At 46.5% G+C, this 21,267-nt stretch carries 21 protein-coding genes; 6 read left to right on the plus strand and 15 right to left on the minus strand.

The features are described 5' to 3' along the window. Positions 1-54: 54 nt before the first annotated feature. The 11 genes from P0G38_RS16665 to flgB all read right to left on the minus strand — a co-directional run bounded on the left by P0G38_RS16665 (position 55) and on the right by flgB (position 8,623). Complete coding sequence (locus P0G38_RS16665) at positions 55-417, minus strand: flagellar protein (RefSeq protein ID WP_015508733.1); 363 nt, start codon at positions 415-417, stop codon at positions 55-57. Further along, positions 414-845: a flagellar hook capping FlgD N-terminal domain-containing protein gene (locus P0G38_RS16670; protein WP_003129052.1), complete on the minus strand. Its 432-nt coding sequence runs from the start codon at positions 843-845 to the stop codon at positions 414-416. The genes P0G38_RS16665 and P0G38_RS16670 overlap by 4 nt, the downstream gene beginning before the upstream one ends. Positions 846-857: 12 nt before the next feature. Beyond that, positions 858-2,231, minus strand: coding sequence for a flagellar hook-length control protein FliK (locus P0G38_RS16675; protein ID WP_142965139.1), 1,374 nt, complete (start codon positions 2,229-2,231; stop codon positions 858-860). A gap of 65 nt (positions 2,232-2,296) precedes the next feature. Next, a complete protein-coding gene (gene fliJ, locus P0G38_RS16680) occupies positions 2,297-2,716 on the minus strand; it encodes a flagellar export protein FliJ (protein ID WP_005226592.1) in 420 nt (139 codons plus the stop codon). A 22-nt stretch (positions 2,717-2,738) separates the two neighbouring features. Continuing rightward, positions 2,739-4,091: a flagellar protein export ATPase FliI gene (gene fliI, locus P0G38_RS16685; protein ID WP_195265588.1), complete on the minus strand. Its 1,353-nt coding sequence runs from the start codon at positions 4,089-4,091 to the stop codon at positions 2,739-2,741. Further along, positions 4,088-4,846 carry a FliH/SctL family protein gene (locus P0G38_RS16690; protein ID WP_275853354.1) on the minus strand — a complete coding sequence of 253 codons (759 nt, stop codon included), beginning with the start codon at positions 4,844-4,846 and terminating at the stop codon, positions 4,088-4,090. The genes fliI and P0G38_RS16690 overlap by 4 nt, the downstream gene beginning before the upstream one ends. Continuing rightward, positions 4,830-5,834, minus strand: a complete 1,005-nt coding sequence (gene fliG / locus P0G38_RS16695) for a flagellar motor switch protein FliG (RefSeq protein WP_005226586.1) — start codon at positions 5,832-5,834, stop codon at positions 4,830-4,832. Before fliG ends, P0G38_RS16690 begins: the two co-directional genes overlap by 17 nt. 10 nt (positions 5,835-5,844) lie before the next feature. Next, entirely contained in the window at positions 5,845-7,467 is a 1,623-nt protein-coding gene (gene fliF, locus P0G38_RS16700; RefSeq protein ID WP_275853356.1) for a flagellar basal-body MS-ring/collar protein FliF, read from the minus strand. 27 nt (positions 7,468-7,494) lie between these two features. Further along, the gene (fliE, locus tag P0G38_RS16705; RefSeq protein WP_015508729.1) at positions 7,495-7,818 is read right to left on the minus strand and encodes a flagellar hook-basal body complex protein FliE; all 324 of its coding nucleotides are present in this window, start codon (positions 7,816-7,818) and stop codon (positions 7,495-7,497) included. A gap of 7 nt (positions 7,819-7,825) precedes the next feature. Then, entirely contained in the window at positions 7,826-8,242 is a 417-nt protein-coding gene (gene flgC, locus P0G38_RS16710; RefSeq protein WP_275853359.1) for a flagellar basal body rod protein FlgC, read from the minus strand. A gap of 21 nt (positions 8,243-8,263) precedes the next feature. Then, positions 8,264-8,623 (minus strand): flagellar basal body rod protein FlgB, encoded by a 360-nt coding sequence (flgB, locus tag P0G38_RS16715; RefSeq protein WP_074535599.1) that lies wholly within the window; start codon positions 8,621-8,623, stop codon positions 8,264-8,266. Between the two features lie 620 nt (positions 8,624-9,243). Between flgB and motA the strand changes: the two genes are divergently transcribed. After that, on the plus strand, positions 9,244-10,008 hold the full coding sequence (gene motA / locus P0G38_RS16720; protein ID WP_005232810.1) for a flagellar motor stator protein MotA: 765 nt from the start codon (positions 9,244-9,246) through the stop codon (positions 10,006-10,008). 13 nt (positions 10,009-10,021) lie between these two features. Next, positions 10,022-10,792 (plus strand): OmpA/MotB family protein, encoded by a 771-nt coding sequence (locus P0G38_RS16725; protein ID WP_275853364.1) that lies wholly within the window; start codon positions 10,022-10,024, stop codon positions 10,790-10,792. Between the two features lie 32 nt (positions 10,793-10,824). Here P0G38_RS16725 and P0G38_RS16730 read toward each other — a convergent pair whose 3' ends face one another. The 3 genes from P0G38_RS16730 to P0G38_RS16740 form a co-directional block, all read right to left on the minus strand. After that, on the minus strand, positions 10,825-11,034 hold the full coding sequence (locus P0G38_RS16730) for a hypothetical protein (RefSeq protein ID WP_005226572.1): 210 nt from the start codon (positions 11,032-11,034) through the stop codon (positions 10,825-10,827). A gap of 271 nt (positions 11,035-11,305) precedes the next feature. Then, complete coding sequence (locus tag P0G38_RS16735; protein WP_167822594.1) at positions 11,306-13,351, minus strand: methyl-accepting chemotaxis protein; 2,046 nt, start codon at positions 13,349-13,351, stop codon at positions 11,306-11,308. Between the two features lie 285 nt (positions 13,352-13,636). Further along, positions 13,637-14,446: an aldo/keto reductase family protein gene (locus tag P0G38_RS16740; protein ID WP_005226570.1), complete on the minus strand. Its 810-nt coding sequence runs from the start codon at positions 14,444-14,446 to the stop codon at positions 13,637-13,639. 172 nt (positions 14,447-14,618) lie between these two features. Here P0G38_RS16740 and P0G38_RS16745 point away from each other — a divergent pair, with 172 nt between their 5' ends. Then, the gene (locus tag P0G38_RS16745; RefSeq protein ID WP_005226569.1) at positions 14,619-15,011 is read left to right on the plus strand and encodes a YbaN family protein; all 393 of its coding nucleotides are present in this window, start codon (positions 14,619-14,621) and stop codon (positions 15,009-15,011) included. 81 nt (positions 15,012-15,092) lie between these two features. On the opposite strand, the gene ppdK is transcribed toward P0G38_RS16745, so the two are convergent. Further along, positions 15,093-17,726 carry a pyruvate, phosphate dikinase gene (ppdK, locus tag P0G38_RS16750; protein ID WP_275853372.1) on the minus strand — a complete coding sequence of 878 codons (2,634 nt, stop codon included), beginning with the start codon at positions 17,724-17,726 and terminating at the stop codon, positions 15,093-15,095. 190 nt (positions 17,727-17,916) lie between these two features. On the opposite strand from ppdK, the gene ccpN reads away from it, so the two are divergent. Genes ccpN through P0G38_RS16765 form a run of 3 tightly spaced genes read left to right on the plus strand, consistent with a single transcriptional unit; the run spans position 17,917 to position 21,244 of the window. Beyond that, positions 17,917-18,552 carry a transcriptional regulator CcpN gene (gene ccpN, locus P0G38_RS16755; RefSeq protein ID WP_005232817.1) on the plus strand — a complete coding sequence of 212 codons (636 nt, stop codon included), beginning with the start codon at positions 17,917-17,919 and terminating at the stop codon, positions 18,550-18,552. A gap of 12 nt (positions 18,553-18,564) precedes the next feature. Beyond that, positions 18,565-19,383 carry a pyruvate, water dikinase regulatory protein gene (locus P0G38_RS16760; protein WP_005232818.1) on the plus strand — a complete coding sequence of 273 codons (819 nt, stop codon included), beginning with the start codon at positions 18,565-18,567 and terminating at the stop codon, positions 19,381-19,383. Then, positions 19,373-21,244 (plus strand): fructose-1,6-bisphosphatase, encoded by a 1,872-nt coding sequence (locus tag P0G38_RS16765; protein WP_275853375.1) that lies wholly within the window; start codon positions 19,373-19,375, stop codon positions 21,242-21,244. Before P0G38_RS16760 ends, P0G38_RS16765 begins: the two co-directional genes overlap by 11 nt. The last annotated feature ends 23 nt before the right edge of the window (positions 21,245-21,267 follow it).

The raw sequence follows: 21,267 nt of genomic DNA on the forward strand, positions 1-21,267 counted from the left end.
CGTATTTTCCTCTGTCATTCAGAAAATACTTGCAGCCCCTTTTCAGTCCAGCTGCTATTTGATAAATGTGGCGCTGTCAATATTGGTGACGGTGTGAAGCTCATTCATCCCCATCGCCGTAATGATGGTTCGTGAATGGACATCGGCGATCAAGCCCATATCTTTGTACACGAGCAGTGATTCTTTGCTGCCTTTTTCCGCGAGCTCACTAAGCGCCGTTGAAAGGGATTGATAATCATCGTCTTGTAAGGTCAATTCTCTTGCGGTCAAACGCTTTTGCGCATGATGGGAGACTTTGATGTCGCTTTGTTTTTGTTCAAGCATTGCAGAAAAGGCTTGTTTGTCCACGCCTTTGCGGGGATGTTGATAAGGCTCCCCGGCAACTTTTTGCAGCCCCTGTTGAATCGTCAAACTCATTTTGCTTCGCCACCAATCTCTTGGATCGCACTCATACTGTATTCTTTGCCATTTACGACGATCGTGGCGTAGCCATTGGCAAAGCGGACCTTTTCGATGGTTCCTGACAATGTTTCTGTGCCGTCCATCAGAGTGACTTGTTTATTGATCAAGCTAAAGGCTTGCTGCTGTTGCTGTAAAATCACCGAGGTCGTCAACGTTTCGCTCAATTCATTCAAGCTCTCTAAGGTCGTAAATTGAACCAGTTGCGAGATATAGTCGGTGCTACCACCACCAGAAGAATCGCTGCCTCCCATCGATGGGTTGCTCATAGATGCGGCTAAGATCTTCAAAAAATCATCCATGGAGATATCTGAAGATTTTTTTGTTTGCGTTAATGCCGATGTATTGGCAATACCGGCCGCAGCTGCTGTAATTTCATCTGCCATAGGTCTCCTCCTTTACACTAAAATACTGATCGCATGATCGATCGGTGCTAATTGCGGCTCTTCCTCAGCCGTATTGCTTTGATGAAATGGCTTTTTGCTTTGTCCTTTTTGAGCCTGTAAAAACCGCTGTTGGCTTAACTGACTGTCACTTGCCATCATACTGCCGGCAAAGGATTGATTTGCCAGCGGACTAGCCTGCTGGACAGAAGCTAACGTAGGTTCTTTGATCGCTAGGATCGGCTGCTCTTGCTTTTGCAAAACTTGCTCTAGCTCATGCTTGATGGACAGCAATAATTCTTTGGCTTGTGGCTGCTGAACGGTCAGTTCTAAGCGGCTGCCTTGGGCATTCGTTTCTAGGGAAAGTTGGATCGTGCCTAATTTTTCGGGAACGAATTGCAGCGTGATTTTTTTCTCGCTTGCCGTGCTGCTCGTTTGGACGAGTTGGGCAGTCGCTTTTGCTAAGGGCAGGACCGCTTGCTCCATACTCGCTTTTGTTGGCGTTAGTCCTTGCTTGGTCAAAAGGGGAGAAACATCAAGTAGCTGCAGTGCTGGTGCCGCTATTTCATTGTCGGTTGCTGCTGAAGAAGCAATGGCTTGTGCAGAAACAGCTTCCGCTTTTTTGGCGACTGTTTCATTCGTGCGTTGCAAGGTGCTAGTCGTATCCGTCGCTTGGTTGGTCACTGGCGACACTTGATTTAATGGTCCCGTTTGGCCCAATTGCGCGGTCCCTTCGGTGGACTGTTTCAGCTGTGCTTCTGTCGTTTGCGCAATCGCGGCTTGTGTTACTGAATCGACTTCCTTGATTTCCTTGAAAGGAGCGATTTCTTTTGCCGTGGTCTGCTCCTCGCCTACTAAGTCTTCTGGCAAAGGTGTTTCAAGCGTTGTTGCTGCGGCTTCACTTCTGTCATTTGTCATCAAAGCTAGACCTTCAAGCGCAGGCTCGGAGGGGTTGATGACTGTGGTGGCTACGTCTATTGGTGCTGGAAAAGCTGCTGAAACACTGTCGAGAGAAGCTGCTGTGGCGCTCGTTTGGTTCTGCTCCGTCGTTGCCATTGATGCCTGTGGCGCTTCTTGAACCAAGCCTGCAAAAGGTGCCTGGCTGATCTGGCTCATTCCTGGCGCTTGTGTCGTTGCAGGTTGTTCGACTGCTGGAGTGATTTCTGGCTCCTGCGGCAGATGTTCCATACTGCTGGCAATCCCCATTTCTGGTGCGGTGGCGGTTTGCTCCGTCATACCTGATGGTTCGAAGGATGCTGGCAGATTGCTTGCTGTCTGTTCTGTCAGCTGTTGCATCAGCAAACTGAAGACTTCTGGTGACGCCTCCGTCTTTTTTGATTTGCTACCGATAGGTACAGCGGTTGCGGCACTTGTTGTGATCTCTTTCATTGTTCACCTCCTCTCAGCTGATGCTTTGAAACCAAGGTCGTCTCATCACTAAAACCATTAGTGCTTTAAGAAAATAAGGCGCGATTGCCGAACTCATCCAATTGTTTTTGCTCTTCCAATTGCTGTTCATAGGTGTATTCAGCAAATTGTTTTTCTCGCAGCTTTTCCACGATCTTGCGTTCCTGCTGCGCTTCTACCACCACCGATAAAGACTCTGCCAATTCTTGCTTCACGTGAAACATTTTGTTCTGAACCTCATCGATGGTGGCATTCAACGCAAGCAAATAGCGTTGTTGCACTTGCATCCGCCCAATGGTCATCTCATTGACATCAAAAAGCTGGGCTTTTTCCTGTGTCAGCGTATTCAGGTGCTGTTCTTGCTGAATCAACAATTGTTGTTTTTGGGCGTAAGCGCGTTTGGCTTCTTGCTCAATGGTTTTTCGGTGATCCAATACTTTTTCTAAGGAAAAGTGAAATGCTTGCATAGCTGCTCCTTTATGATCTGTTTTACATGGTCGAACGCTGGCGCTCGATCAGCGCTTCTTCACTGAACAAATGCGCCAGTTCAAAAATCGTTTGTTCAAATGGGATCCGCTCATCCACTTTTTGCTGTAAAAACCGCAGGATGGGGTGATGCAGCGCGATCGCTTGGTCGGTCAACGCATTGCTGCCGCTTTTGTAGGCACCGATATCGATCAAATCCTTGGCCTCTGCATAAACGGCCATGTTTTCTTTTAGTTCCCCCGCATGTTTATGCTGTTCCTCAGAAACAAGGGTCTTCATCAAGCGGCTGAGGCTGTTTTGAATATCGATGGCAGGATAATGATTTTGAGCGGCGATTTTTCGGGACAACAGAATATGTCCATCAAGAATTCCCCGCACCGCATCAGCGATCGGTTCATTCATGTCATCCCCTTCTACCAAGACAGTATAAAAGGCCGTGATCGAGCCTTTGTCCGACATCCCACTGCGTTCTAACAACTTGGGTAAAGCTGTAAACACAGAAGGGGTATAGCCTTTGGTCGTCGGCGGCTCGCCTGTCGATAGACCGATCTCCCGCTGTGCCATCGCAAAACGGGTCACCGAATCCATCATCAATACGACTTTCTTCCCTTGATCGCGGTAATACTCAGCGATCGCTGTTGCCACATGAGCCCCTTTTAATCGTACGAGAGGCGGCATATCGGAGGTGGCACAGACAACGACCGACTTGCGGTAACCTTCTGGGCCTAGATCATTTTCAATAAATTCTTTGACTTCTCGTCCCCGCTCGCCGATCAAGCCGATCACGATGACATCGGCTTCGCAATAACGAGCCAACATCCCCAATAAAGTACTCTTACCGACCCCGCTGCCGGCAAAAATGCCGATCCGTTGGCCAAGGCCGACGGTCAAAAGACCATCGATCGCCCGGACACCTGTCGGCATGATCTCAGCGATTTTTTGACGGCGAAAGGGGTCAGGAGAATCTTGACTAACTGGATATTCTGGCGCACTTTCCAGCTCCAGCGCCATATCTAACGGTCGCCCTAGTCCATCTAAGGTGTGCCCTAGCAGTGTATCATCGATTTTTACCGTCAACGATTTGCCAGTTGGCCGCACCAAACAGCCCGGTCCGATGCCTTCTAGCTGATCAAGGGGCATCAGGAGCACGTTTTTTTTTACAAAGCCTACGACTTCAGCTAAGGCTGTATGTGTCTTGTTTTGCAATGCGACTTCACAGATTTCCCCTATGAAAACCGCCAGCCCTTCGACTTTGATCAGCAGACCTACGACTTCGCTGACTTTGCCGTAGGTGGTAAAAAACGGCTGTGCTTGCGCCGTTTTGCGCAGCGCTGTGATCGGTAATTCAAACGTCATTCCTTCACACTGCTTTCTAGAAATTGGCTCAAAAAGCGAGCGATTTCTTTCCTCAGTTCAAAAACCACCAAGGTATTTTCAGATTCGATACAAAAATCGTGTTCCGCCAAGCTGTCATCTGCCATGAGTAAATAGCGAAACCCGCTGATCGTCTGCTTTTTGGTTTCCAACAATTCTCGCACCCCTGCAAGATGCTGCTCTTGGCTGCGAACAGTCACAAATTGATCGGGTTGTTCAAATTGCCATAGCACAGACTCCACAAAAGGCAGGAAGCCTGCTTGCTCATCTGTAAAACGTTGATTAATCAAGGCTTCAGCGATTGCCGTGCCGTAAGCGATCATTTCTTGCTTTTTCTCTGAGCGAAAGGTGTTGATCTCAGAAACGGCTTCAGCGACATTGGCTTGGGCTTGGGCCATCAATGCTTGCGCGGCTTCTTTGCTGGCATTGAGTCCTTCTTGATAGCCTTGTTGAAAGCCGTCTGCTTGTCCTGCTTGAAAGCCTTCCGTTCTCGCTTCTGCTAGAATTTGCGCCGCTTGTTCTTGTGCATCGGTCAAAATCTGCTGCTTCAAGGCTTCCATTTGCTGCAGATGCCGTTCCTGCTCCAACTGGCGTGCACGTCTAGCCGCTTGCAGTTCTGGGTCTAAGCTTGGTTTCTCAATCGGCGCTTTGATGGTCGTATCCGTCAAAATACTGCGCGCAGCTTCGGTCGTTTTGACCGCCTGCTGCTTCAATAAACTGCTATTTGACCACTGCATCTTGGTCGCCCCTTCCGATGTAGATCTCACCGGTTTCATCTAGCCGTCGAATCACAGCCACCACACTTTGTTGGGCTTCTTCTACAGCAGACAAGCGGGTAGGACCCATAAATTGAATTTCTTCTTGCAGATTTTCCACCGCCCGTGATGAGAGGTTGGAGAAAATAAAGTTCTTGATGTCATCGGTCGTGCCTTTAAGCGCTAAGACTAACACATCGTTTTGAACATCTCGCAAGACTTTTTGAACATCCAAGCGATCGAGGGTCACGATATCCTCGAAAGTAAACAAGCTGGATTTCACTTCGTTGGATAGTTCCGGTTGCCGCTTTTCTAAGTCGTTCAAAATGTTCTTTTCGGTGCTGCGGCTGACTGAGTTCAAGATTTCTACCAGTGTATGCACACCACCGACATTTTCCGTATCGTTCTCAATGTAATTCGAGAATTTGTTCTCGATCACTTTTTCGATCCGTTCGATCACCAAAGGCGACGTACTGGAGATCGTCCCGATCCGTTCAGCGATCTCCACTTGCAAATGATCGGGAAACTGTGACAAGACGCTGGCCGCTTTGTCCGGCTGCATGTAGCACAAAATCAACGCTACCGTTTGTGGATGTTCGCCGATCAACAGATTGGTCAACTGTTGAACATCGGCTTTGCGAGCGATATTAAAGGGCCGTTCCCGCAGCTGAATCTGAGTCAATACGTCAATGACTTCTTTGGCTTTTTGAGGGCCTAATGCTTGGTTCAGCAAATTTTTGGCATAATCGATCCCGCCGTCTAAGACATATTTGCGAGCCGTTGCGGTATGAGAAAATTCCTCCAACACTTGATCCCGCTCTTCGGGACTGACAAAGTCGATATTGGCGATCTCATAGCTCACCTTTTGTATAAATGATTCTGGCAGCAGCTTCATGATCTTTGCAGAGGTATCTGATCCTAGAGAGATCAGAAGAATCGCTGCTTTTTTTACCCCGTCTATTGTATCCATGGCTGCCCCCTTATTTTTCTTTCATCCAAGCTTTGATCAATTCCGCCGCTACTTCAGGATTGCTTTCGGCATAATTTCTAGCCGTTTGATCCAATGTTGGTTCTCCTGAATGTTCTGCTGCGGCTTCTTGTGTGGATGCTTCTGGCACCGCTGGTTTCGTTTCAGCAGACCGATTGCCGACACCGCCAAAAACGACTTCTTGTGCAACTGACGGACTTGTACCAGTGCTAACTGCTGACGGTTGTGCAAAAGTGACCATTTCCTCCGTCACATCGACTTCCAACTCGTCTTCTTTACGACGACGTCGGATCACGCCAACGATCATTAAGATCACTAAGAATAAGGTCAACACGATGCCGCCGATGATGGCATACTTGAGATAACCTTTGGCAGCTGCAATCGGTTCATTCCCTTGCGGATCAACGGCTGGATCAACCTCTGCTTGGGCAAAGTCAAATCCTTGGATCGCGATTTGATCACCACGGTCATTGTCATAGCCGACGGCACTAGCAATCAACTGCTGCAATTCTGCTTGATCCGCTTGCGAAAGGTTCGCATTGATCACGATCGAACTAGTCATTCGTTCGATCATGCCAGGGGCCGTAATGGTCGTGGTGGTCTCGGTATCCAATTCGTTTTCCACCGAACGGCTGTAGGAATTGTTTCCCTCTCCATCCGTGCCCGTCACATTGGAGACATTGTCATCCACCGTCCCTGTTTGGGCTTCTTGGACGGTCCCTTGCGAACCAGCAGCCTGCACTGTCTCACTCTTGATCTCTGGGTCATCATAAGTAACTTTCTTCCGCTCGATCGAGTCAAAATTCAAGTCTAAATTGATCGACACTTGGAATTTGTCTGCGCCATAGATCGGTGTCAGCAGCTTCGCTACTTTTTCTTCTAGTGTTTTTTCGTAGGAATCTTTGATGGCAATGTATTTATTGTTCAGGCCACTTAATTGACTGGCTTCATCTTCGGTTCTCGTCAAGGTATTGCCCGCGCTATCAACGACTTTTACATTTTCTGGCTTCAGCTTTTCCACTGCCCCTGAAGTCAAGGTAACGATCCCTTGCACGGACTCGTCTGAAATCTGCTGATTTTTTAAGGTCAACACGATAGAAGCAGTTGGCGCACTTTCCTCAGAAGAAAAGACACTTTCTTCTGGCATCACGAGTAAAACTTTGGCGGATTTGACCGCATCGATCGACTCGATCGCCCGTTGCAGTTCGCCCGTTACTGCCCGCTGATACATGATCTTGCGGTCTTCGTCGGTTGTCATCATGTTGGCATCATCAAATAATTCAAAGCCTGTACTGGTATTTGGTAATTTATTGTCCACGGCAAGATTGATGCGGTATTCATCGACTTGGTCCTTGTCGATCAAAATAGTCGTCCCATTGTCGGCTAATTTGTAGGCGATCTGCTGTTCCTCCAAATCCTTGCTGATCGTTCCCGCATCGGCATCGCTTAGATCCGTAAACAAGATACCGTATTCAATTCGCGTATTTAAATAATACACAGCTGCTGTGATTCCGAGAACGCTGATAACGGAAAGAACAACGATCATTTTCTTTAAAGAGCTTTGCATTTTCCAACGGTCTTTGAGTTGTTCTGTCCATTCTTTCACTTTATCCATCATTTATCCTTATTCCCTCACCCACTGCTAAAACTGCATATTTTTCACGTCATTGTAAGCTTCTAAACACTTGTTTCGTACTTGAACGGCTGTTTGTAGCGCCAATTGCGCCTCCGTCATGCGAATCATCACATTCCCTAGATCGCTTTCATCGCCGGTGATCAAATTTACAGTATCTTGATCCATGACCGCCGTTTTTTGATTCAACTGATCGACCGCATGGGTCAAGTAAGAAGAAAACTGATTTTCCTTGGCGCCTGCAGCACTGGTCTCGTTTGAAGCAGCCCCCGTGCCTAGTGTCCGCAAAACGTTTTGGTAGTCCGTTAATCCTGTCGTTAAAAGTCCATCCATTTTCTCGTTACCCCTTTGATATTTCTAATGCTTTTTTCAAGATCGTTTTATTCATTTCTGAAGCAGAAACATTGGCTTCGTACGTTCGAACCGCTTGCAACATTGCCACCATTTCATCGGCAATATCCACATTTGATTGACCGGCATATCCCTCATCGTTGGCAGCGGGATTGGTAGGATCATAGGTCAGTTTTTCCGTCTCATCGGCAGCGATCCCCGTCACTTTGACACCGTATGTAGCCGGTGTTCCTTCGCGACTATTTTTTAAATTTTCTGAAAAAAGAATACTCTTTTTTTGATAAGCAGCGGTTGTTTGTGTTTGATTCGTATTTACATTTGCGATATTGCTAGAGATCGTATCTAGTTTTAACCGTTCCAATGCTAGACCGCTCGCGTTGATCGTTAGTCCATTAAACATACCCATTTGTTTTTCCTGCGCTTTCTATCAATTACTCAATACAAGGTTCATCATTTGCAAGCGACCGTTGACTTGTGCGGTCAATGCACTGTAATATAACCCATTGGCTGCTTGATCCAACATCTCCACTTCAAGATCCACGTTATTGCCGTTGTCTTTGATGCTGGTAGTTGCATTTTCAGTGATTTTCGGTTTTACTTGAGAAACTGACGCTTCGGTTGCAGCGTCCGTCCCTGATGAAGTGAGTGCCTGCTTTAATTCGCTTTCAAACACGATGCGTTTTGCTTTGTACCCATCCGTGTTGACATTAGCGATATTAGACGAGATCAATTCTGCGCGTTGGGCAGAAACGTTCATGGCTGTTTTTAATAAATCATAGGTATCCAACAATAATTGCTCCTTCCACCTTCTGTACCAAACGTTTTTTTCAGCGATGGAACAGAAACAAATATATTTATTTATTTTTTTGTTATAGATTAAAAAAACAAGAAGACGTGATGTCATTATAGTAGAATTATTTTTATTTTACAATTTGATTTTTGCAACTTTACGGATATGACATTTAAGTTACAAGCATGTTATGTTATTTGTTAAACACTGTTTCATCGCAATTTCGTCCCCAGTTATAAAAAGCAAACGATCGATATAAAGCGTTTTACAAGCATATCTATGCTTTTTGATCAAAAGATGATTTTTGATAAAAAAACAAGCATTATTCGAAAAATTGATTAAAACATTTTCATTTGTGCTGAATGACATGACAAACCCTGAGAAACGCTTCACGAAAAAAAACGGTACCATCTATAAATATTCACAAAAATTGCAAGCTGTACCATTTCAAAAATTCGCCGCAACTTGTCCAAAAAACAACAAAAAAAGAAGAAGCTGAAAATTTATTTTAGTTATTTTTAGGATTATTTTTTTTTGCTATTAAGAATGATTTTAATTCACCGATAAAATAAATGAGGGTTTAAAACCTGGAAATAGAATTTAGGAGGACGCAACAAATGGATTTTTTCTTGCTGATCGGTATTATTTTAGGATTGATATCTGTGGTGGTTGGGATGATTGTAAAAGGTGCCAATGTGGCCGTTTTGATCAATCCGGCAGCCGCGATCATCATTTTCGTTGGTGTGATCGCAGCCGTTATCAATTCATTTCCCAGCAGTGATATCAAAAAAATCCCGAAGATCTTCGGCGTTCTGCTGAAAAATAAAGAATACGACTTAAAAACAACCATCAATACCATCGTTGAATTAGCCAACCAAGCCCGGCGCGATGGTTTGTTATCTCTTGAAGGTGCCATCCAAAACTTAGAAGATCCTTTTTTAAAAAAGGGCTTGGAAATGGTGGTTGATGGCATCGCTGCCGAACAGATCCAAGAAATCATGGAAAATGAGATCTATGGGATCGAAGAACGGCATCGCATCGGCTCGGCTATTTTTAAAACCGCCGGCACGAGTTCCCCGACCTTAGGGGTATTAGGAGCCGTGATCGGGCTGATTGGGGCGCTAGGTAATTTAGAGGATGTAGAGGCACTGGGGCACATGATCTCGGCGGCCTTCGTGGCGACCCTTTATGGTATTTTCTTCGGCTATGTCCTGTTCATTCCCTTTAGCTCACGCCTGACCTTGAAATCGGAGCAAGAGGTCCAAATGATGTCGATCATCGTGGAAGGGGTCTTAGCGATCCAAGCCGGACAATCGCCGAAAAGCATTGAGAAAAAATTATACAGCTTGATCGATCCGAAAAAACGGCAAGAACAATTATAAAGGGTGAAGCGACATGAAGCGAAAAAAGAAACATGAAGAACATGTAGACGAAGCGTGGCTTTTGCCTTACTCGGATATGTTGACCTTGCTGCTGGCTTTGTTCATCGTCATGTTTGCCATGGCGAAAGTCGATGATGAGAAGTTCCAAGAAATCAAAAGCGAATTTGGCACCATCCTTTCCAGCCACCACAGCAATTCATCTGTGATTGGGTCGGTGATCGATATGGGCGAGACCACGCCGCGAAAAAAAGCCGCCACTTCTGCCGAAGCACAAGCGCAAGAAGCAGCGGTTCGGACCCAACTGGAAAATCAGCAACTAGAAAAAATCAGCGACCAGCTGGAACAAGAGCTGGCAGCTTCTGGCTTAAAAGAGCAGACAGAAGTCCGCTTGGAATCCGATGGCTTGCATATCACGCTTGCCAGCAGTATCTTGTTTGCCTCTGGCAGCGCCGAGATCACGGACACCACTCGTCAGTCACTGGATCTACTATCGGACTCACTGAAAAAACTAAAAGCCAACAAAATCGTGATCGCCGGACATACCGATAACGTACCCGAAAAAGGCAATGGCCGCTACCAATCTAACTGGGATCTTAGTTCCGCTCGGGCCATTACCGTTATGGAATACTTCATCAGCAAAGGCGCCGTTTTAGAAAAAAATGCTGCCATCCAAGCCTTTGCCGATACCGAACCGAAAGCCGATAATAACACCCCCCAAGGCCGCTCGGAAAACCGCCGCGTGGAGATGATCATTCAGCGGACTGAAACGGCAGCTGCTCAATAAATAACCTTTCCAATTAAAAAAACGATCCCCTTTCAAAGGCGATCGTTTTTTTTATCTATAAATAAATTGTAGTAGCCGTAACAAATGATGACAATGCCCACCAATGTGGAACGGTCAATAAAAGGAATCTCAAAAACCATAAAAAGCAACCCTTTTAAGCCTAAAATGATGATACCCATAACTAGCATCAGCCAAGAGGCGAGACGAATCAATTGGTATTCTTTTCCAAAAATCTTCAGCAACCGTACCCCTCCTTTTCTCAACTTAAAGTGTACGCTTTCTTAATGAGCAATCACAGTTCACCAGTCTGATGTTGCTGCTTGGCAAAAGTCGACAGCCATTGGTTGCTTCTTCTCATTATAACAGATGCTGCATGCCTCACCCTACGGTTTCCTACCTGACCTTCTTTTTTGCAGTTGGACAATTCTGATTTAACCATACACATCAAAAAAAACCCATTACCAACGAATTTATTGGTAATGGGGGGATGATCAGCTTTCGCTAGTCAATCATTTATTTTTCCACTTCAAACCGATTGGTCAATCGCTTCAACTCTTCTGCAATGTCTCTGAGGTCTGCCACATGGTTGGTAAATTCATCCATGGTTGCCAAGACTTCTTCTGCATTTGCGGAAACTTCTTGTGTACCAGCGGCATTTTCTTCCGTTGATGCGGAAATGTTTTCTAAGTTTTCCAGTACACTGTTTTGAATGTTTTCGATACGGGCACTGGCTGCTTCAATATGATGGATGCCTTCGATCATATAGCTGCTGCGTTGGAAAACTTCTTTTGAAGACGAGATTGCTTCTTTGATCAAGTTGGTTTGGCGAACGCCGCCTTTGACAGATGCCGACGTTTGTTTGACCATTTGACTAGACTGCTCACGAATTTCTTCAATGATCGCTTCGATCTCTTTGGTAGAGGCCTTGCTTTGTTCCGCCAATTTACGGATCTCAGCAGCCACGACGGCAAAGCCTTTGCCCGACTCACCTGCACTTGCGGCTTCGATCGATGCATTCAAGGCTAGCAAGTTGGTTTGGTAAGAAATATCGTTGATGACCCCAATGATCGAGTTGATGTTTTGGATACTATCATTCATTCCCGTCATGTTCGACATCAAACGCTCCATCTGTGCCAACTCTTGTCGCCAGCTGTCATCGACTTGATCCATGATCGTTAAGTTTTCTTGATTGATCTTCGTAGATTCTTGTGACTTGCTGCTCATGCCGCCAACATTTTCTCGTAATTCTTTCACGACTTGCGACAGATTTTGCATTTGTGACACGCTGTATTCTGTTTCTTGGGCTTGCGCACCGGTCACTTCAGCAATACCCGTAATGGTTTGAGAGACTTCTTCTGTCGCAATATTGGTTTGTTTTGACAATTCTAATAAAGAATCCGACATTCCTGCGACACTGTTGCTTTCTTTTTGTACTTTTTGGATCAATGCACCCGTGCCTTCGATCATCACATTGTAATTGTCCGCCATTTGCTGAATCTCATTGCCTGCTTTGTCTGGATATACAACTCGGCGTGCCAATTGATCCCATGTCCATTTTTCGCCTTTGGCTCTTTTGGTTTTGCTCATCTTCTCTAGTTTGCCTTCACCGACTTTTCTAAAGTAACGATTGAAGCAATCGATGATCGCTGCGACTACTTTGATCGCGGCATAAGAAACCAGTCCTACAAAGAGCAGCATCAAGATCGTAACGATAATGGTGGTGCGGACTAACGCTCCTAACTCTTTGTCTAGATCACTAGCTTTGACTTCGGAGTACGCCCAAACATTGGAATCAGCAGACTTGTCATACAACACATCGTTGACTTTATTCGAGTCGCCTAAGCCAACCATGCCTGTCGGGTTTTTAGCTTCTTTGATTTTTTGGAACACTTCTTCTTCTTTGATATTCTTACCGATTTGTTTGGTGTTTTTTGAGGTCACGATGACCCCAGATTCTGAAACTAAGGTGACATTCCCAGTCCGCCCTACGGTAAAGGAAGACAAGATGTTTTGAATGCTTTCATAGGAAACATCGACGCTTAAAACCCCCACTTGATTATGGGAATTTTTGACCCTGATCGAAGCCGACGTCACAAATTGATTCGACACTGTATCTAAATAAGGTGCTGTCCAATACACTTCTCCTTCGGCTTTTACGGCCCCTTTGTACCATGGCCGAATCGTAGGCTTATAATCATCTGGTAAGGGATTGAAGGTTACATATTCATCATCTTCTGTTCCAAAAGTCACCGCTAAGAAGCTGTTGCTTCCAGCAATCGCTAAAGAAAGATCTGAACGGATGCGTCCCGTGCTGAATTCTGTTTTCATCGCTGGCAGTTCAGCCATTGACTTCAATTTGCTTTCCGTCGATCGGCGCAAACTCTTTTCTTCCGCCAAGATCAAATTGACGGCACTTTCTTTGTTCAAATCATTTCGTTCAATCAATAAGTTCTTGGTGGTTAAATAGGAACTTGTCAGCATGACAATGATCGGGATCCCCGCAACCAGCATCAAGGTGATCATCACATAAATTCCTATCGTCTTTTTTCTTTTTTTCACAACTGTGCCACTCCTTCATTTCCAATTTCACACGATCCAATGAAGACTCGTCCGTAGACGACCCTTAGTAAGGATAATCGGTTATTTCTTTGAATGATTAAGAGGGTTCATTGGCAGAAACGGCTGCAAGCGCATTTTCTTTTTTGCTAAGGCTTACGGTTGCTGATCTAACGAATAGAAAAGCTCCTCAGTCATGAAGGAGCGTTGCGACTGCATAAAAATAGCCAGCACGGAAGTTTCCGCACTGGCTGTAGGGGCCCCTTTAATGGGACTGCTTTTTATTGCCTATAATTCTTTGATGACGGCTTTTTCTTCCGCAGTCAAAGCGAAATCAAAGAGCGCTAAATTTTCGGCTTGATGTTTTTCTGAATGGGATTTCGGAATCACGATCACCCCACGCTCGATTTGGTAACGCAAGACCACTTGGCTCCAGGTTTTTTGATACGCTTCACCGATTTGGGTCAAGGTTTCCCGAGCCGCTTCTGAAATCCGTGAAAGTGGCCCCCAGGCTTCTGGAACTACCTGATTGGCTAAGGAATAGGCGATGATCGCATCGTTCCACTTGCCTGGATGCGATTCGATTTGATTGACCGCTGGTTTGATGCGACTGTTTGCCAATAAATAGCTAAGTTCTTCTTCTTGGAAATTGGACACCCCGATCGCTTTTAAGACTCCTTTATCGACATAAGCCTCAAGAACCGCCCAGACAGCGGCGATCTCTGCCAAGTTGTCCCACGGATGATGGATCAAATAAAGATCGATCGATTCCGTCTGCAAGGCTGCTAAACTCGCTTCGACAGACGCTTTCACGGCAGCTGCATCTTGCGTATGCTCTGGTTTGCCAGGAATCTTAGAAGTCAGGAAAAATTCGCTGCGGTCGATCCCGCTTTCCTTGATGGCTTTGCCTACCACGGCTTCGTTGCGGTAAGAAATCGCCGTATCAAAATGCCGATACCCAAGCTTGATGGCAGTCAACAGCTCTGTCGTATCATCATTGATCGCACCTTGGTATTCTCGGTTTTCTTTCCCAAATGTATTCGTCCCACTGCCGATCACTGGAATCTGAATGCCGGTATTCAATTCAATCGTTTCCATGCTGCTTCCCCCTTTGTGTTGTTTCTAGTCTATCAAAAAAGCAGGAGTATGGGGAAGAAAAACTCTTATTGTCGCTAAAAAACGGGGAAAAACACAAAACGCATGTTCAAGCTGCCCCTCCTCCGTTATACTGAGGGTAAGACACGAAACACCCAAATAAGGAGGGTTACTTTTGAAAAAAACACTATTTTTTCTTTGTGGATCACTGACATTCGGTCTAGGTACTTTAGGAATCTTTTTACCTTTCTTACCCACAACGGTCTTTTACTTGCTGACGGCTTATTTCTGGCTGCGGAGTTCCGATACCTATTATCAACGCTTGGTTCAATCAGAAAATTATCAAAAATACATTGAAAAACCACTCGTACAAAAACAGCTGAGTACCAAGGGAATGGTTCGGATGTTTGCCATGATGCTGGTAGTCTTTGCAATTCCTGCACTATTGATCCCTAATCTGCTGGTACGTTTCGTCCTCGCTGCCATCTACCTCGCCCATGTTATTGGGATCACTTGGTATTTAAAAGGACGCAAACCCGCGATTCAAAAAACGGATCAGCCCCTGTAAGGTGAAGCTGCACGAACACACCGTAATCCACCAAGCAGGCGAGCCTTGCTAGTGGACTGCGGTGTATTTTTTTCTCCTATTTTAGCGGGAGCCCACTGACGCCTCTTCGATGATGGGGGCGGATTGGGCGATCGCTAACCAGGCAGCAGGGATTCGGTATGGGGAGCAAGAAACATAGTCGATGCCGATCTCTCGCAAAAATGCAATGGAATAGGGATCGCTGCCGACTTCGCCACAAACACCGATCGAGTGCTCTGGCTGACGATCTCTTACGCCAGTGATCGCTTGGCGCATCAAGGTGCCAACACCCGCCTGATCTAAGTGCTGGTAAGGATCTTCTTGTAAGATCCCCGACTGCAAATAGGCTTGAATAAAGCTGCCTGCATCATCCCGCGAAAAGCCAAACGTCATTTGGGTCAAGTCATTGGTACCAAAACTAAAGAACGCAGCATCTTCAGCACACTCCCCAGCGATCAAGCACGCTCTAGGTGTCTCGATCATCATGCCGATCTCGATGTGCAATGGTTGCTGCAGGGTTGCTTCTGCTTGAGCGATCACCTGTGTCAACGTCGCTTTCAACACCTGCAGCTCTGCTGGCAAACTGATCAGGGGCAATAAGATCGCCGCCTCTACCTCGACTCCTTGCTGCCGCAATTCCACAGCCGCTTCACAAATCGCCGCTGTTTGCATTTCATAAATTTCTGGATAGCTCAGTCCTAAACGGCTGCCGCGATGCCCCATCATGGGATTGACCTCTTGCAGCTCGTCAATTCGCCGCTCGATCACTGCCAATGATTTTTGACTACGGCGAGCCATTTCAAGGCGTTCATGCTCATGGGGCAAAAATTCATGAAGTGGTGGATCTAATAAACGAATCGTGCACTTCTTTCCTTGTGCGGCCTGCAGCATTTCTTGGAAATCGGCTTTTTGATAAGCCTTGATCTCAGCCAACGCCTTCAATCGTTCCGCCTTCGTTTCTGCCAAAATGACTTCCCGCATTTTCCACAAACGCGCTTCCCCAAAAAACATATGCTCCGTCCGTGCCAGACCGATGCCCGCTGCCCCAAAGGCCAGCGCAGCCTCAATGTCATTTTTCGTTTCCGCATTTGCGTAAACCTTTAGATCTGCCTGGGCTTGTGCCCACGTCAAAAGCTGATCCAGCAAAACCCGCTCCTGTACACTGGTCATAGGCAGCTGCCCTTGATACAGTTTGCCAGTGCTGCCGTCTACGGAAAGTACGTCACCTTCTTCAATCAGCAGCTCGCCGCAGCGGGCCTGTTTCAAAAATGCATCGACATTTAGTGCCTCGCACCCTACCACACAGCAGACCCCCAGACCACGGGCGACCACCGCCGCATGAGAAGTCATCCCCCCACGAGCGGTAATGATCGCTTCACTCACCACCATGCCTTCAATGTCTTCAGGTGAGGTTTCCTGCCGCAGCAGCAGGACTTTTTCTCCTGTGCGGCTGGCTTTTTCCGCCGCCTCTGCAGTGAAATAGACATGTCCTGAAGCTGCCCCTGGACTAGCCGGCAAGCCCTGCGCAAAAGCTTCGGCTTGCTGCAAGGCTTCGGGGGCAAATAACGGGTGCAACAATTGATCGATCATTTCTGGTGTGATTCGGTCTAAGGCTTGCCTGATGGTGATCTGACCTTCTGCGACCATATCCGTTGCAATTTGCGCTGCCGCAGCGGCGGTTCGTTTGCCGTTTCTTGTTTGCAAGACAAACAACTGGCCGTCATCGATGGTAAATTCAATGTCTTGCATGTCTTGATAGTGATCCTCCAAACCCTCAGCCAGTTGCTTTAGTTCCTGATAAATCACAGGATGTTGTTGCGCCAACGCTTGGATCGGTTGTGGTGTACGAATGCCAGCAACAACATCTTCCCCTTGAGCACACACTAGAAATTCGCCGAAAAGTCCCGGTTCCCCGGTTGCTGGATTGCGGGTGAAGGCGACACCCGTCCCACTATTTATCCCGCTGTTGCCAAAAACCATTTCTTGAATCGTTACGGCAGTCCCTAGATCGTCAGGGATGCGATGGAGGGAACGGTAGGTCTTAGCCCGTGGGTTGTTCCATGAGCGAAAAACTGCCGTGATGGCTGCCAATAATTGCTGAAACGGGTCTTGGGGAAACGCTTCTTGGGTATGTTCCATATAAATACTTTGAAACACGCGGCAGATCATTTGCCAGTCATTGCCGGTCATCATTTGGTCTGACACATAATTCTGCCGTTTCTTATAATCTGTCAAATAGGCTTCAAAGTGTTCTTTTGCTACACCTTTCACCACATCCCCATACATCTGGATCAAACGGCGGTAACAATCATAAGCAAAGACGGGGTCCCCCGTCTGCTGAGCCAACCCTTGGACGGTTTCATCATTCAACCCAAGGTTTAAGATCGTATCCATCATCCCTGGCATGGAAAACTTGGCACCACTGCGGACAGAAACCAATAACGGCGAGTGCAGTCCGCCAAATGTTTTGTTCCTGCGGACTGCCAATTCTTCGATGGCAGCTTTGACTTGCTTGATGATCGCCTCAGGAAGAACCTGTTCTTCTAAATAGGTCAGGCAAATGGTGGCCGGGACGATAAATCCCTGAGGAACAGGCAAACCCAAATTGGTCATCTCCGCAAGATTTGCCCCTTTCCCGCCTAATAATGCTTTTTGCTCTTTCGTGCCTTCTGAAAACCATACGACTGCTTTTTCCATCATGTTCCTCCTTTTAAATGTTATATACTATTTCGATTAATTAGCAGTATATAGTATGACACATTTAATCGTCAAGCCAAAAAAAGAAAACTTTTAAGGGATTTATCCTTTTTAAAAGAGAAGGATTGCCTTTTCATTCGGAAAATCATATAATCAATAGCATAGCACATAAAAGAAAGAAGGTGACACATTGGAATTAAGCCAAAGACAAATGAAAATCATTGAGATCGTCAAAGAGCATCAGCCGATCAGTGGGGAGACCATTGCGAAGCAGTTGGGTTTGAGCCGCGCAACCTTGCGGAATGACTTATCGATTTTGACCATGACCGGTTTATTAGACGCCCGACCGAAAGTCGGCTATTTCTATACAGGACAAACCGTTGAGCCTTTGCTTTTCGAAAAACTCTACCATACCAAAGTTGCAGAAGTCATGATCCCACCGTTGCTGATCTCACAAACGGTCTCCGTTTATGAAGCAGTCACGACTTTGTTTATGTACGATGTCGGTTCCCTCTATGTCAAAAATGACCAAGACGAACTGATTGGGGTACTCTCCCGCAAAGATCTGTTGCGCTTTGCGATCAGCAATGCCGCACCGGAAAAAACACCCGTAGCGATGATCATGACTCGCATGCCAAACATCGTGACCATCACACCGGAAGAAACGATCTTGACGGCTGGTACGTTGTTAGGACGACATGAAGTCGATACCTTGCCAGTGGTCGATCCACAGGAACCAAAAAAAGTCATCGGCAAAATCACGAAGACGCGGCTGATGAATTACTTTATTCAAGCAGGCAATGACAGTGACAACACACACTTTTAGGGGGCAAAAACAATGAAGAACGTTCGAATATATTTGATTTCAGATTCCGTAGGCGAAACGGCACAAAAGCTGATCGCCGCCGTTTCCGCGCAGTTTCCCACGATCGACCTTTCAGATATCCAGCTCTTTCCCTTTACTAATGATGAAGAGAGCTTAGGCGAGATCCTCAAAGATGCCTTGCTAGACAAATCGATCGTCGTTACCACCTTAGTCAATAAAGAATTAGTCGCTTTTGTTGATGCCTTTGCCAAACGGACTGGCTTGCAGCATGTCGACTTTATGTCGCCCTTGACCACGATGCTGGAAAAAACATTCGGTGTAGAAGCCGTCCAAGAGCCTGGTGCCTTGCATCGCTTGAACCAAGCATATTTCAGCCGGGTGGCCGCGATGGAATTTGCGGTGAAATACGACGACGGCAAAGACCCACGGGGATTTCTCGATGCTGACTTTGTCCTATTAGGGGTTTCGCGAACCTCAAAGACCCCATTGAGCCTATACATGGCAAATCGCGGCTACAAAGTGGCGAATCTGCCTTTGATTCCTGAAGTCGCTTTGCCAGCCGAAGTGCACCAAGTAGACCCACGGAAAATGGTCGGTTTGACTACGAATCCAGAATCCCTTACGGAAATCCGGCGGTCCCGGATGCATTCATTGGGCTTGAAAGAAGAAACCCATTACACCAATTGTGAACGAATCGAAGCAGAATTAGCCTACGCGAATGAATGGTTCAAAAAGCTGAACATTCCGGTGATCGATGTCAGCAAACGTTCCATTGAAGAAAGCGCGATGCTGATTGAAGAACAAGCCAAAGAACAGGCCCATGTTCAATAAAGACGCCTTGGCAAACCTGACCGAGATCATCAACTTGGAAGCCATCCAGCAGCTGCCGAAAGCCACCGAGCACTTTGTCAGCGATCTGCATGGCGAATACGATGCCTTTGACCATATTTTGCGGAATGGTTCTGGCAGTATCCGAGAAAAAGTCGAGATTTTGTTTACTGGCGTCTTGACGAAAGAAGAACAGACCGAACTTTGTTTTGTCATTTATTATCCAGAGGAGCTATTACAAGAACAGGCATGGACCCCTGCCGATTGGCGCTTAAAGATGGCACAGCTAGTGAAAGTTGCCCGCTTTACTTCCAGTAAATACACACGCTCCAAGGTACGCAAAGCACTGCCGTCTTCTTTTGCTTATATCTTAGAAGAACTGTTGTACCAATATGATGCTGACTTCAATAAAGAAGCTTACTATCGGGCGATTTTTGATAAGATCATTGAATTAGAGGCAGCCCCGCTTTTTTGCCAAGAACTGGCGTACTTGATTCAACGCTTCGTAGTGGATCATCTCCACGTCTTAGGCGATATTTATGATCGCGGACCAGCGCCAGACAAAATCGTCGATCGCTTGATGACTTTGCCCTCACTGGATATTCAGCTAGGCAACCATGATATTTTGTGGATCGGCAGCTTTTGCGGCTCGCTGCCCTGTTTGGCCAATACGATCCGCATCGCTGCTCGCTACGGCAATCTGGCATTATTACAAGATGGTTATGGCATCGATCTATCAAAAGCACTGGCTTTTAGCCAAAAATATTACACAGAAAATGAAGGCTTTTATCCGCAAAAAACAGTGGACCCTTTATCAAGCCAGCAAAAAAAAGCAGCCATGCTTTTGCAACAGGCATTTGCCATCATCCAATTCAAAGTCGAAGCAGCCGTGATCCAGCGGCGACCGGCATTTGCGATGGCAGAGCGCTGCCTATTGCATCGCTTGTCTCAAGATCGGCAACAAATCCAGCTAGGCCAGACCTATCCTTTGATCAACGGCTGTTTTCAACTAGTAGATCCCGATGATCCTTACCGTTTGACAGCAGAAGAACATGAGGTACTGCAAGATTTGCTGAGTCAATTTCAACGCTCGCCCCGCTTAGCTGCGCATATGTGCTTTTTAGTCGAGCATGGCACATTGTACCAGCGCTTCAACGACAACCTGCTGTATCACGGCTGCCTGCCTTGTCAGGAAAACGGCGATTTCCTGGCCTTTACTTTCCAGCAGCAGCCCTTAGCAGGCAAAGCGTTGATGGACTTTTTTCAGCAATGTTTGCAGGAAAGTTTTGCCCAACCAGAAAACCAAACAGACCTTGCCACCGATATGATCTGGTATCTTTGGTGTGGCGAAGGCTCTTCCCTCTTCGGCAAAAAAGCCATGAAAACCTTTGAGCGCTACTTTATAGCAGATCGCAACACTCATACGGAACAAAAAAATGCCTATTATTCTTTAAGGGAAAACGAAGACTTCTGCTGCCGTGTCCTAGCTGCCTTCGGTCTGCCGCCGACAGGCCACATCATCAATGGCCACACCCCTGTCAAAGTGCGTAAAGGAGAGACGCCCATTAAGGCAAATGGTCGTTTATTGGTGATCGATGGCGGACTCTCTCGCTCCTACCAATCCGTCACAGGCATTGCTGGTTACACGCTGTTGTCAAATTCCTTCGGCATGACCTTGGCGGCGCATCAACCCTTTACAGATCGCCAGCAAGCCATCCAGCAGCGACGTGACATCGTCACTCAGAAAAAAATCGTCGTGCGGCAAACGGAAAGAACAACGGTAGGCCAAACAGATATCGGCAAGCGGCTGCAGCAAGAAAGCCGAGTGCTTTTTGAAGAATTAAAAAATCATCCGATCCCTTGACGAGTCATTCGTCAACCAATCGG

It is taken from the genome of Enterococcus casseliflavus (assembly GCF_029215545.1).
In the GTDB taxonomy this organism is placed as follows: Bacteria; Bacillota; Bacilli; order Lactobacillales; family Enterococcaceae; genus Enterococcus_D; species Enterococcus_D casseliflavus.

What these genes read in the sequence shown, in the direction of transcription:
- fliF (WP_275853356.1), bottom strand. Translation starts at nt 7,467, where the DNA reads ATGGATAAAGTGAAAGAATGGACAGAACAACTCAAAGACCGTTGGAAA.
- fliE (WP_015508729.1), bottom strand. Translation starts at nt 7,818, where the DNA reads ATGGATGGACTTTTAACGACAGGATTAACGGACTACCAAAACGTTTTG.
- motA (WP_005232810.1), top strand. Translation starts at nt 9,244, where the DNA reads ATGGATTTTTTCTTGCTGATCGGTATTATTTTAGGATTGATATCTGTG.
- P0G38_RS16675 (WP_142965139.1), bottom strand. Translation starts at nt 2,231, where the DNA reads ATGAAAGAGATCACAACAAGTGCCGCAACCGCTGTACCTATCGGTAGC.
- P0G38_RS16690 (WP_275853354.1), bottom strand. Translation starts at nt 4,846, where the DNA reads ATGCAGTGGTCAAATAGCAGTTTATTGAAGCAGCAGGCGGTCAAAACG.
- P0G38_RS16670 (WP_003129052.1), bottom strand. Translation starts at nt 845, where the DNA reads ATGGCAGATGAAATTACAGCAGCTGCGGCCGGTATTGCCAATACATCG.
- P0G38_RS16760 (WP_005232818.1), top strand. Translation starts at nt 18,565, where the DNA reads ATGAAGAACGTTCGAATATATTTGATTTCAGATTCCGTAGGCGAAACG.
- fliJ (WP_005226592.1), bottom strand. Translation starts at nt 2,716, where the DNA reads ATGCAAGCATTTCACTTTTCCTTAGAAAAAGTATTGGATCACCGAAAA.
- P0G38_RS16725 (WP_275853364.1), top strand. Translation starts at nt 10,022, where the DNA reads ATGAAGCGAAAAAAGAAACATGAAGAACATGTAGACGAAGCGTGGCTT.
- flgC (WP_275853359.1), bottom strand. Translation starts at nt 8,242, where the DNA reads ATGGGTATGTTTAATGGACTAACGATCAACGCGAGCGGTCTAGCATTG.
- ppdK (WP_275853372.1), bottom strand. Translation starts at nt 17,726, where the DNA reads ATGGAAAAAGCAGTCGTATGGTTTTCAGAAGGCACGAAAGAGCAAAAA.
- P0G38_RS16740 (WP_005226570.1), bottom strand. Translation starts at nt 14,446, where the DNA reads ATGGAAACGATTGAATTGAATACCGGCATTCAGATTCCAGTGATCGGC.
- fliI (WP_195265588.1), bottom strand. Translation starts at nt 4,091, where the DNA reads ATGACGTTTGAATTACCGATCACAGCGCTGCGCAAAACGGCGCAAGCA.
- P0G38_RS16665 (WP_015508733.1), bottom strand. Translation starts at nt 417, where the DNA reads ATGAGTTTGACGATTCAACAGGGGCTGCAAAAAGTTGCCGGGGAGCCT.
- P0G38_RS16765 (WP_275853375.1), top strand. Translation starts at nt 19,373, where the DNA reads ATGTTCAATAAAGACGCCTTGGCAAACCTGACCGAGATCATCAACTTG.
- fliG (WP_005226586.1), bottom strand. Translation starts at nt 5,834, where the DNA reads ATGGATACAATAGACGGGGTAAAAAAAGCAGCGATTCTTCTGATCTCT.